8 protein-coding genes are annotated in these 12,119 nt (G+C 65.3%); 1 reads left to right on the top strand and 7 read right to left on the bottom strand.

Features of this window, described 5'->3' with window-relative positions; translation table 11 throughout:
* Positions 1-39 precede the first annotated feature (39 nt).
* The 4 genes from chrA to ACREXZ_RS08070 form a co-directional block, all read right to left on the bottom strand.
* Positions 40-1,278 carry a chromate efflux transporter gene (gene chrA / locus ACREXZ_RS08085; RefSeq protein WP_431763531.1) on the bottom strand — a complete coding sequence of 413 codons (1,239 nt, stop codon included), beginning with the start codon at positions 1,276-1,278 and terminating at the stop codon, positions 40-42.
* Between the two features lie 83 nt (positions 1,279-1,361).
* Positions 1,362-2,387 carry a histone deacetylase family protein gene (locus ACREXZ_RS08080; protein WP_431763530.1) on the bottom strand — a complete coding sequence of 342 codons (1,026 nt, stop codon included), beginning with the start codon at positions 2,385-2,387 and terminating at the stop codon, positions 1,362-1,364.
* A gap of 43 nt (positions 2,388-2,430) precedes the next feature.
* Positions 2,431-3,702 carry a Zn-dependent hydrolase gene (locus tag ACREXZ_RS08075; protein ID WP_431763529.1) on the bottom strand — a complete coding sequence of 424 codons (1,272 nt, stop codon included), beginning with the start codon at positions 3,700-3,702 and terminating at the stop codon, positions 2,431-2,433.
* A gap of 25 nt (positions 3,703-3,727) precedes the next feature.
* The gene (locus ACREXZ_RS08070) at positions 3,728-5,056 is read right to left on the bottom strand and encodes an MFS transporter (protein ID WP_431763528.1); all 1,329 of its coding nucleotides are present in this window, start codon (positions 5,054-5,056) and stop codon (positions 3,728-3,730) included.
* Positions 5,057-5,247: 191 nt separating this feature from the next.
* Here ACREXZ_RS08070 and ACREXZ_RS08065 point away from each other — a divergent pair, with 191 nt between their 5' ends.
* On the top strand, positions 5,248-6,213 hold the full coding sequence (locus ACREXZ_RS08065; protein ID WP_431763527.1) for a LysR family transcriptional regulator: 966 nt from the start codon (positions 5,248-5,250) through the stop codon (positions 6,211-6,213).
* Between the two features lie 58 nt (positions 6,214-6,271).
* On the opposite strand, the gene ACREXZ_RS08060 is transcribed toward ACREXZ_RS08065, so the two are convergent.
* The 3 genes from ACREXZ_RS08060 to ACREXZ_RS08050 form a co-directional block, all read right to left on the bottom strand.
* Positions 6,272-6,730, bottom strand: a complete 459-nt coding sequence (locus ACREXZ_RS08060; RefSeq protein WP_431763526.1) for a CopD family protein — start codon at positions 6,728-6,730, stop codon at positions 6,272-6,274.
* Between the two features lie 973 nt (positions 6,731-7,703).
* A complete protein-coding gene (parC, locus tag ACREXZ_RS08055) occupies positions 7,704-10,025 on the bottom strand; it encodes a DNA topoisomerase IV subunit A (protein ID WP_431763525.1) in 2,322 nt (773 codons plus the stop codon).
* Positions 10,026-10,101: 76 nt separating this feature from the next.
* Positions 10,102-12,087 (bottom strand): DNA topoisomerase IV subunit B, encoded by a 1,986-nt coding sequence (locus ACREXZ_RS08050; RefSeq protein WP_431763524.1) that lies wholly within the window; start codon positions 12,085-12,087, stop codon positions 10,102-10,104.
* Positions 12,088-12,119: the final 32 nt, after the last annotated feature.

Genomic DNA, 12,119 nt, shown 5'->3' with positions numbered 1-12,119 from the left:
CCGCTTCGGACGACAGCAGGAGTGCCCGCCGCCCCACGGTCACCGCAGCATGAATTCGGCGACGCCGCCGAGCGCGCAGACCACGACGACCGCGAGTGGCGGTGTCTTCCAGCGTGTCAACAGCAGAAAGCCGAGCGCGGCGATCGCGAAGTCGATCTTCGAAAGCACTGCACTCGTCCAGACCGGCGTGTAGAGCGCTGTCGCCAGCAGACCCACCGCCGCCGCATTGACCCCGCCGAGCATCGCGGTCGTGGCCGCGCGACGACGCAGCGACTGCCAGTGGGGCAACGCCGCGATCACAAGAAGCAGGCCCGGCAAAAAGATGCCGATGGTCGCGAGCACGGCGCCGGCCCATCGATGCGTGTCCCCCGAAATCGTCCAGCCAAGAAACGCCGCAAAGGTGAACAACGGACCCGGCACGGTCTGCGCGGCACCGTAGCCCGCCAGAAAATCGCCCGGCGCAATCCACCCCGTCGCGACGGTTCGCTCCTGCAGCAACGGCAGCACGACGTGACCGCCGCCGAACACCAACGCCCCGGAACGATAGAAGGCGTCGAACAGTCGAGCGCCGGGCACGTCGTGCTGCGCAAGCAGCGCCGGCAGCCCGAACAGGAGCACGCAGAACAGCGTCATGGCACCCCAGCCCGCTGCCCGGGAAACGCACCACGCGGCGAGCGCCGGGTGAGGCTCGCGACCTGGCTCAGCCCGCGGATCTCTACATAGCACGACACCGAGCAGCGCACCGAGCACGATGACCAGCAGTTGCGCATAGACCGTCGTCAGCACGGCAAGCAATGCCATTGCGATCAATGCAATCGCCGCGCGACGACGCTCCGCGCACATGCGCCTCGCCATGTCCCAGACGGCCTGCGCGACGACGGCCACCGCCACCAGCTTGAGACCGTGCACGATACCTTGTCCGACGCCGCTTCCGATATCCGGTGCGAGTGCGGCAAACGCGATCAGCAGGAATACCGACGGCAACGTGAAACCGCACCATGCGGCGAGGCCGCCCAGCCACCCTGCGCGCATCAGGCCGATGGCAAATCCCACCTGACTGCTCGCGGGGCCGGGCAGAAACTGACATAACGCAACGAGATCGGTATAGCCCTCGTCGTCGAGCCAGTGGCGCCGATCGACGAATTCGCGCCGGAAATATCCGAGATGTGCAATGGGGCCGCCAAACGACGTGAGGCCCAGTTTCAGAAAAACCGTCAGGACCTCGAGTACGTTACCGGACTGCGCTGGACTTGATGAGGCGATCGGAGGACCTTGCATGTGTCGGAGCGAGCAATCGATCGAGCCCGCATCTTACAACGACAGGCAACGCGACACCGGCGCGAGCCGTGTCCTTATCCGGCTCAGGTTCTGCTCTGTCCGAACCCATCGAAAAAAGCGCGCGCGTTCGCCTCGAGACTCTGCAGGTGATAGCCGCCCTCCTGCACGATCACCGACGGCAGATCGAGCGCGCCGATCGCCGCGCCGAGCCGGCCGAAGCCCTCGGTCGTCACCGCGACCTGCGCCTGCGGATCGTCCTTGTAGATATCGAAGCCAAGCGCGAGCACCAGCGCATCGGGCTCGAAGCGCTTGAGCACGCGCAACGCATCGTCGAGTCGCTCGAAGAACGCCGCTTCCGGTGAACCGTGCGGCATCGGCAGATTCACGTTGAAACCGTCGCCGGCACCTTCACCACGCTCGTCCTCGAAGCCCGCGACGACCGGATAGAAGTTCATCGGATCGCCGTGGATCGACACGTACAGCACGTCGTCGCGTCCGTAGAAAATCTCCTGCACGCCCTGTCCGTGATGCATGTCGGTGTCGAGGATCGCGACGCGCGCATGACGCCCGCGCAGCGACTGCGCAGCGATCGCCGCGTTGTTCAGATAGCAGAAACCACCCGCCGCATCGGTGCGCGCGTGATGACCAGGCGGCCGGCACAACGCCCATGCTTCGTGCGCGCCGTCCCTCACCGCGGCTGCAGCCGCGAGCGCTGACTGCGCGGACCAGTATGCCGAGCGCCACGTCTGCTCGCCCACTGGACAGCTACCGTCGGCGAGATAGCGCGCGGCCTGCGCGAGCACGCCGCGTAGCGGATTGCCCTCGCGCACATACACGTTCGACATCACTTCGTCGCCCCAGTCGGCGGGAATCTTTTTCCAGTCGCGGTGTGCTTCCTCGAGAAAGCGCAGGTAGTTCATGTCGTGCACCGCGGCGATCGGTGCCGTGCCCGCGTTGGCGGGTTCGCGCACGTCGAAGCCGAGCGCATGCGCGGCCGCGACGAGGCGTTCCGCGCGCTCGGGCACTTCCTGCGGCGTCCGCATCTGCCCACGCGACAGATACGAGCGCGGATGATGGAGCAACTGGTCGGGATGGAAGAAGGTCAGCATGGCGGATCCGGTTTCTTCAGAGGTGGTGCATGCGGTGCGCCGTTCAGGCCGCGACGGTCTGCACGATGCCCGCGCGTGCAAGCACCGCGTTCAACAACACGTCGGCGCCGCGCGTGACGTCGTCGGGCAGCGCGTCTTCGGCTTCATTGTGCGACAACCCGCCGACGCACGGGATAAACACCATCGCGGTCGGGCAATAGCGCGCGAGATGGATCGCGTCGTGCCCCGCGCCGCTGACGATGCGTTCGTGCGAATAGCCGAGCCCGGCCGCTGCATCGGCGACGAGTGCGACGCAAGGTTCGTCGAATGGCGTCGCGGGGCTTACCCAATGCGTCGAGACGTCGACCTGCACGCCGCGCGCCTGGGCGATCCGCGTGAACGCATCGCGCAGATCGCGTTCCATCGCGTCGACCTGCGCGTCGTCGGGATGACGCAGATCGACGGTGAACGCGAGCCGGCCCGCGATCGTGTTGCGCGACGCGTTCGGGATATCGACCTGGCCGATCGTCGCGAGTCCGCGCGGCGCGTAGCGCGCGACGATCCGTTCGAGTTCGCTCGCCATCTGCGCGCACGCGAACAACGTGTCGCGGCGATACGGCATCGGCGTCGTACCCGCATGCGCGGCCGTGCCAGTCACCTCGACGTCGAGCCAGCGGATCGACTGGCCGCCGGTTACGATGCCGATCGTCGTATCGTTCGCTTCGAGCACGGGGCCTTGTTCGATGTGTGCTTCGAAGTATGAGTCGACCGGCTGGTGCTGTGCCAGGCGCAGTGTGGGCGTAGTCGATGCGTGCTCGATGCCGATCGAGCGCAATGCATCGGCGAGCGTCACACCCTGCGCGTCGCACGTGTCGAGTGCTGTGTCCACCTGCATCGCTCCGGTGAACACCGCCGAGCCGAGCATCGCGGGCGTGAAGCGCGCGCCCTCCTCGTTGGTCCACGACACGATCTCGATCGGTTTGTCGGTCGCGAGCCCCGCGTCGTTCAGCGTGCGCACGACTTCGAGCGCGGCGAGCACGCCGTAGACGCCGTCGAAGCGTCCGCCTTCGGGCTGTGTGTCGAGATGGCTACCGATCAGCACCGGCGCCGCGTGCGGATCGGTGCCGGCGCGCGTCGCGAACAGGTTGCCGACTTCGTCGACGCTCACCCGCATGCCCGCGTCACGGCACCACTGCGCGAAACGCTCGCGTCCGAGCCGGTCTTCATCGGTGAGCGCGAGGCGACGCACACCGCCACGCGGCGTCGCGCCGATTTTCGCCATTTCCATCAGACTCGCCCACAGCCTCGGGCCATCGATGTGCAACAGGTCCTTCATCGTCTTCCTCCGTTGATCGAAGCGTTCAGTTCGCGCCGAGCGCATCGCGTGAATCGGTGGCATCGGTGGCATCCGCACGGCGTGCACGGCGCGCGTCGAGCGCGACGATGCACAGCAGCGAGATGCCCGCGAGGCACGTATAGAAAACCGCGAGCGGCCACCATTGGCCGGTATAGCGATGCGCGAGCCACGTACCGGCGAGCGGTGTCAGACCGCCGGCGATCGCGCCGCACACCTGGTATGACAGCGAGATCGCCGAGTAGCGCACGCGTGTGTCGAACACACCGCTGACGAAACCCGCGATCACCGAATAGAAGCTCGCCATGCAGACAACAGCGATCGCGATGCCGATCACCATCGGCACGACGCTGGCGCGCTGCACGAGCACGAACATCGGATACGGCGACAGCATCGCGGCGAGCGCCGCAAGCTTCAGGAAACGCGCGCCGCCGATGCGCTCGGCGACCCACGCAGCCAGCGGCTGCACGCAGAACTGGATGATCGCGACGGCGAACAGGCAGTCGAGAATCATCGAGCGCGCGATGCCGACGTACTGCGTCGTGTACGCGATCATGAACGTGTTGGTGAAGTAGACGCCCGCGATGCCGATCGTGTTCGCGCCGATGCAGAGCAGCACGAGCCCCCACGCCGAGCGAAACACTTCCGCGATGGGCAGCTTCAGCGTCTTGCTCGTGTCCTTCACGCGCTGGAATTCCGGCGACTCGTTCACGCCGAGCCGGATCAGGATGCCCACGACGAGCAGCACCGCGCTCGCGAGAAACGGCAGACGCCAGCCCCACGACAGCAAGTCGGCCTTGTCGAGCGACGTCACCGCGCGGAACGCGATGAGCGACAGGATCAGCCCCGCCGGACTGCCGAGCTGCGCGAACGACGCGAAGAACGTACGGCGACCCTGCGGCGCATGCTCGCCGGCCATCAGCACCGCGCCGCCCCACTCGCCGCCGACCGCGATGCCCTGCACCACCCGCAGCAGCACGAGCAGCACCGGGGCCAGTACGCCGACCTTCGAGAACGACGGCAGCAGCCCGACGCAGACCGTCGCGACGCCCATCATCATCAGCGTGGTCATCAGCGCTTTCTTGCGGCCGATGCGATCGCCGAGATGGCCGAAGATCAGCCCGCCGAGCGGCCGCGCGAAGAAGCCCACCGCGAACGTCGCGAACGACGCCATCGTGCTGACGAATGGATCGCGCGACGGAAAGTACAGCTCGCCGAACACGAGCGCGGCGGCAGTGGCGTAGATGTAGAAGTCGTACCACTCGATCATCGTGCCGATGAACGCCGCGATGGCGGCGCGCACCGGCTGGCGGGCGGGGATGGCGGGCTGGTTCATGGGGTTGGGCTCAAATGGTTGCGGTCTCGTCGGTCGGGCCTGTCCGATCGTAGACCGGCGGCCGCCGTGTGGACCGTTTATCGCCAGCCAGAAAATATTAGTCAAATTTCCAGTTATTATTCTCGGCATAAATCTGGCTAATACCTGACCTTCCACCCGCCCCGCCTCGTAGCCGCTCCCGGAGAGACGCCATGCGCGCCGACATCGCCCGCTTCCTGAACGACCGACTCGACTGGAATCTGCTGCGCACTTATCTCGTGATCATCCAGGAGCGCAGCGTGAGCCGCGCCGCCGCGCGGCTCTACGTGACGCAGCCGGCGGTGAGCCAGGCGCTGAAGCGGCTCGAGGACACGCTCGGCCGCAAGCTGATCGAGCGGCGTGGGCAAACTTTCACGCCGACCCAGGCGGGCGAAGAGGTGTACCGGATTGCGAGCGACATCTACGGCAACATCTCGCGGCTCGAAACCGAACTCGACGACCGTGTCGACGACATCACCGGCTCGATCCGACTACTCAGCATCAGCCGGATCGATTCGCCGGTGTACGACGAATTCCTCGCGGAGTTTCATCGCGCGTATCCGCGGATCGATCTGCAGATCGAGGTCATGCGTTCGTCGGACATCATTTCGTCGTTGCTGCAGAAAACCGCGACCGCGGGCCTGAGCCTGTGCCGCATGCCGGTCGACAAGCTGGAGATGCGCTGCTTCCTGCGGCAGCGCTACGCGATTTTTTGCGGCCGGCATCATCGGCTGTTCGGCCAGTCGCAACTGACGATGCAGGACCTGCTCGCGGAAAACTTCGTGTCGTTCACGAGCGACCAGATCGGCGACAGCCTGTCGCCGCTTACCGTGTTTCGCGATCAGAAGGGCTTTACTGGAAGGATCGTCGCGTCGTCGGCGAGCCTCGATGAAGTGCGCCGATTGATCTTCGCAGGCTATGGAGTGGGCTGCCTGCCGGAGCACATCGTGCGCGACGACGTCGCGCAGCAGCGGCTATGGCGCCTGCCGCCCGACGACGGACTCGCGGACGTGGACGTGCATCTGCTGTGGCATCGCGACCGCAAGATGAGCGCCGCCGACCACGCGTTTCTCGACAGCATGGAGCGCTGCATGCAGCGCTATTCGCTGGCGGAAAGGTTGGGCGCTGTGCGTCAGTAGAGTGGTGAGCGCAGCGGCGCCGCGCCCCGGTGGAACAGGACAGAACCGGACAGGAAGATCAGAGACCGCGCGACAGCACCGCGACGCCGATCGTGACGACGCCGAGCACGAGGTTCACGACGACGAGCCGCCGCACGGTACCGACCGCGCGAGCGCCGTCGGGCCAGTTCTGCGCCTGCACGGCGCGGCGGATGCGGGGGAATACGGCGAAGCGGATGTGTCCGAAGATCAGCATCATCACGATGCCGAGGCCGGCCATCGCGTGCAGTTGCCACGAGGCGTGACTGCCGCCGAACTGCATCAGCAGGAAGCCGCCCGACAGCAGGATGACGAGCACCGATGCCGCGACCCAGTTGAAGAAACGCCCGAACACCGATTCCCAGAGCGGTAGCCGCAATTGCGGCGAGAGGTCCGCGAGCGCGGGGCGCAGGCAGAAGTGCGCGAAGACCATGCCGCCGATCCATACGGCTACGCCGAGCAGATGTAGAAAGAGTGCGATTTCGATCGCTATGGGCATTTGTTGTTTTCCTTTCTTATCGTGGGGGGCGCGCCGCTGCGCTAGTGGGTTGTCATGGGTTGGATGCGTACCGCTATTGAGCGCTTTCGACCGCGGCTCGCTTGTCCAGTTCATTTCTTGCTGGGTATTTCTTTTTGCCTGTGCAGGCGGGTGCTTATTGGCGCCTCGCGGCGCAGGCGTTGCCTTTTGCCGTTTGCCCTTGCGGGCGGGTGCTTATTCGTGCCTCGCGGCCTAGGCGTTGCCCCTTGCTGTTTGCCCTGGCAGGCGGCTACGATTTCGCGCCTCGCGGCGTGGGCGTTGCCCCTGTGCGGGGCGGCACTTACTCTTCTTTGCCGCGGCAAAGAAGAGTAAGCAGAAGAAAGCCGCCGAGATGTTACCAGGTCCTTTCCGCGTGATACCGGGAATGGCCCTCGCCTAAGTGGGCACCTCGTTCACGCTGGGCAGTGGTCCGAGACGAGACCTGCCCTCGCATCACACACGTCAGTGACACAGCAGTCATCCGTTCCGGCGGGCTTCGCCGCCGATGGGCATAGCCCCTCGGTCAATGCTTCGGCTTAACGCGGTCGCTGTTCTGCGCTGCGTCCTCACTCTTCCCTGTGGGTTTCCCACGCAAACCCTGCCGCGCGCACACCGGTGCGCCGCGGGGTGGGCGGGCGCTTTGTCACTCCGGTTTGGGGCACGGGAGACGGTCTCGTCTCGGACCACTACCCAGTGTGGATGAGGCGGACACTTAGGCGAGGGCCATTCCCGGCCTCACACGGAAAGGACCTGGTAACATCTCGGCGGCTTTCTTCTGCTTACTCTTCTTTGCCGCGGCAAAGAAGAGTAAGTGCCGCCCCGCACAGGGGCAACGCTCGCACCGCGAGGCGCCAAATCACAGCCGCCTGCGAGGGCAAACAGCAAAGGCCAACGCCCGCGCCACGAGGCGCCAAATCGCACCCGCCGGCCCAGGCAGAAACCCCAAAAAAAAGCGCTACTCGGTCGCCACTGGCCGCAAGCTCAATTGCTTCAGCTTACTATCCGGCAAGCGCCCCTTCCGCGCCCTCTTCCCAACATGCGGCGTCAACGCCGCCCCAGCAAAAACCTCTTCATAAAGCTTCCCACCACGCCCGGTACCCGACAACACAACACCGGCTTTGCCGATCGCCAACGCCTGCACCAGCGTTTCGTTCTCATCAAGCGCCATCAATATCACGCCGCGCCCACCACCCGACAACGTCTTCATCTCATCGAGACCGAACACCAGCAGACGGCCGCCACTCGACAGACACGCGACCCGCGTCGCGTCCGGCAGCATCGGCATCGGCACGAGCGGCGTGGCGCCCGCGTCGATCGTCATGAACGACTTGCCCGCCTTCACACGACTCACCATGTCGCCGACCTTCGCGATAAACCCAAAGCCGTTGCTCGACGCAAGCAACAACTGCTGCTCCGCCGACGCCGCGTAGTAATGCATCAGATGCGTGCCCGACTCGAGTTCGATCAGCGACGTCACCGGCACACCGTCGCCACGACCGCCCGGTAGCAACGCGACCGCGACCGAATAGACGCGCCCCTTGCTGCCCCACGCGACCAGCGTGTCGGGCGTGCGGCACTGGAACGCCGCGTATAGACCGTCGCCGGCCTTGAACATGAAACTCGCCGCGTCGAGCCCGTGGCCCTTCAGCGCGCGTACCCAGCCGCGCTGCGACACGACCACGGTGACCGGCTCGTCGACGACGCGCACTTCGAATACCGCACGCTTTTCCTGCTGGATCAGCGTGCGCCGCTCGTCGCCATACTGCTTCGCGTCGGCGTCGATTTCCTTGATGATCAGCCGCTTCATCGCCGTGTCGCTGCCGAGCAGTTCCTCGAGCTTCGCCTTTTCATCGCGCAGCTCGGTCAGTTCCTTCTCGATCTTGATCTTCTCGAGACGCGCCAACTGACGCAGCCGGATTTCAAGAATGTCCTCGGCCTGCCGGTCGGACAGGCCGAACGCGGCAATCAGCGCAGCCTTCGGTTCGTCCGATTCGCGGATGATGCGGATCACCTCGTCGATATTGAGGAAGACGATCATCCGGCCTTCGAGGATGTGAATCCGGTCGTCGACCTTCGTCAGCCGATGCTGCGTGCGCCGCGTGACGGTCACGAAGCGGAAGCCGATCCACTCCTGCATGATCTCGCGCAGGCCCTTCTGCCGCGGCCGGCCGTCCGCGCCGACCATCACCAGGTTCAGCGACGCGTTCGATTCGAGACTCGTATGCGCGAGCAGCGTGTTGACGAATTCGGTCTGGTCGACGCGGCTCGTCTTCGGCTCGAACACGATGCGCACCGGCGCGTCCTTGCCCGATTCGTCGCGCACGGCGTCGAGCAGTCCGAGCAGCGTCTGCTTCGTCTGCAACTGCTCGGGGGTGAGCGTCTTCTTGCCGAGCTTCAACTTCGGATTGGTCTGCTCCTCGATTTCCTCGAGCACCTTCTGGGACGACGTGCCCGGCGGCAACTCGTTGAACACGACCTGCCACTGGCCGCGCGCGAGTTCTTCGATCTTCCAGCGCGCCCGTACCTTCAGGCTGCCGCGGCCGGTCTCGTACGCGGCTGCAATCTCGGCTTCGCTCGAGATGATCTGGCCGCCGCCGGGGAAGTCCGGGCCCGGCACCAGTTGCATCAGTTCGGCGTGCCCGATCGACGGATTGCGGATCATCGCGACCGCCGCCGTCGCGACTTCGCGCAGGTTGTGCGACGGGATTTCGGTGGCGAGACCGACCGCGATGCCCGATGCGCCGTTCAGCAACACGAACGGCAACCGCGCGGGCAGCAGCTTCGGTTCCTGGAACGAGCCGTCGTAGTTCAGCATGAAATCGACGGTGCCCTGATCGATTTCGTCGAGCAGCAGCTTCGCGATCGGCGTGAGGCGCGCTTCGGTGTAGCGCATCGCCGCCGCGCCGTCGCCGTCGCGCGAGCCGAAATTGCCCTGGCCGTCGATCAGCGGATAGCGCATCGAAAAATCCTGCGCGAGCCGCACGAGCGCGTCGTACGCAGACTGGTCGCCGTGCGGGTGATACTTGCCGAGCACGTCGCCGACGACGCGCGCGGACTTCACCGGCTTCGCGTTGTCGGCCAGACCCATCTCGTTCATCGCGAACAGGATGCGGCGCTGCACGGGCTTCTGGCCGTCGCAGACGTCAGGCAGCGCGCGGCCCTTGACCACGCTCACCGCATAGTCGAGATACGCGCGCTCCGCGTAGTTGCCGAGCGTCAGGAAGTCGCCCTCGGGCGGCGCCGGCTCGGTGAAGAGATCGGGAGTGTTGTCTTCCATCTGGATTCCGTATCCGTATTAGCTGCGAGTGGGCGCGGGCCGCGGCGTATCGATACGCCACGCAGCGCGCGGCCGCTCAGATATCCGCTTCGACTTCGTTGCCGTTTTCTTCGAGCCACGTGCGGCGCGCCGCGGCTTCGCCCTTGCCCATCAGCATCGTCATCCGTGCGACGGTCGCATCGAAGTCGAGATCGCCGAGCGCAACCGGCGACAGCCGGCGTGTGTCCGGGTTCATCGTCGTGTCCCACAGTTGCTCGGCGCTCATTTCTCCGAGCCCCTTGAAGCGGCTGATGGTCCATTGCGATTCGCGCACGCCGTCCTTGCGCAGCTTGTCGAGAATCGCCTCGAGTTCGCCTTCGTCGAGCGCGTAGAGCTTCTGTGCCGGCTTCTTGCCGCGCGCGGGCGCATCGACGCGAAACAGCGGCGGCCGCGCGACGTGCACGTGACCGCGCTCGATCAGCAGCGGGAAATGCTTGAAGAACAGCGTGAGCAGCAGCACCTGGATGTGCGAGCCGTCGACATCCGCGTCCGACAGAATGCAGATCTTGCCGTAACGCAAATTCGACAGATCGATGGAATCGTCCGGGTTGTGCGGATCGACGCCGATCGCGACCGAGATGTCGTGCACCTCGTTGTTCGCGAACAGCCGGTCGCGCTCGGTTTCCCACGTGTTCAGCACCTTGCCGCGCAGCGGCAGGATGGCCTGGTATTCCTTGTCGCGACCCATCTTCGCGGAGCCGCCCGCGGAATCGCCTTCGACGAGGAACAACTCGTTGCGCGCGATATCGGTGGTCTCGCAGTCGACCAGTTTGCCTGGCAGCACCGCGATACCCGAACTCTTGCGCTTCTCGACCTTCTGTCCCGCGCGCGTGCGCGCCTGCGCCTGCTTGATCACGAGATCGGCGAGCTTCTTGCCGTGCTCGACGTGCTGGTTGAGCCACAGTTCGAGCCCCGGCCGCGTGAACGACGACACCAGCTTCACCGCGTCGCGACTGTTCAGGCGCTCCTTGATCTGACCTTGGAATTGCGGGTCGAGCACCTTCGCCGACAGCACGAACGACACGCGCGCGAACACGTCCTCGGCGAGCAGCTTCACGCCCTTCGGCTGCAGGTTGTGCAATTCGACGAAGCTCTTGACCGCCTGGTAGAGGCCGTCGCGCAGCCCGGATTCGTGCGTGCCGCCGGCCGGCGTCGGGATCAGGTTCACATACGATTCGCGTGTGAGCGGCCCTTCCTCGCTCCACGCGACCACCCATGCGGCGCCCTCGCCTTCGGCGAACGTCTCTTCGTTCGAGCGCGAGTTTTCCGCATAGCGCTCGCCCTCGAACACCGGGATCAGCAGCTCGCTGCCGTCCATCCCTTCGAGCAGATAACCGCGCAGGCCGTCGTCGTATTTCCAGGTTTGCCGCTCGCCGGTCTTCTCTGTGACGAGCGTCACCTCGACGCCCGGCAGCAGCACCGCCTTCGAGCGCAGCAAGCGCTGCAGTTCGCCCGTCGGCAGATTCGGCGAATCGAAGTATTTTGGGTTCGCCCATGCGGTGACGCGCGTGCCCGACTTCTTGTCGGCCTTGCCGATGTTGCGCACTTCGAGCGGACGCACGACGTCGCCGTTCGAGAAACCCAGCTCGGCGACCTTGCCGTCGCGCCACACGGTTACATCGAGGCGCGTGGACAGCGCATTCGTCACCGACACGCCGACGCCGTGCAGACCACCCGAGAACGTGTACGCGCCGCCCGCTGCCTTGTCGAACTTGCCGCCCGCGTGCAGGCGCGTGAACACGATCTCGACGACCGGCACGCCTTCGTCGGGATGCAGGCCGAATGGAATGCCGCGGCCGTCGTCCTCGACCGATACCGAGTGGTCCGTATGCAGCGTGACCGTGATCTGGCGGCCGTAGCCACCGAGCGCTTCGTCCGACGCGTTGTCGATGGCTTCCTGGATGATGTGCAGCGGATTCTCGGTGCGCGTGTACATGCCGGGCCGTTGCTTGACCGGCTCGAGGCCCTTCAGCACCTTGATCGACGCTTCGCTGTAGGTAGCGTTTGGCTTTCTGGTAGACATGGCTTGCTGGGTTCCGTCCATTTACTGTCCAC

It is taken from the genome of Paraburkholderia sp., from assembly GCF_050742655.1.
Lineage (GTDB): Bacteria > Pseudomonadota > Gammaproteobacteria > Burkholderiales > Burkholderiaceae > Paraburkholderia.
The sequence above is the reverse complement of the archived record's forward strand: the minus strand, read 5'-3'. Positions and strand labels throughout refer to the sequence as shown.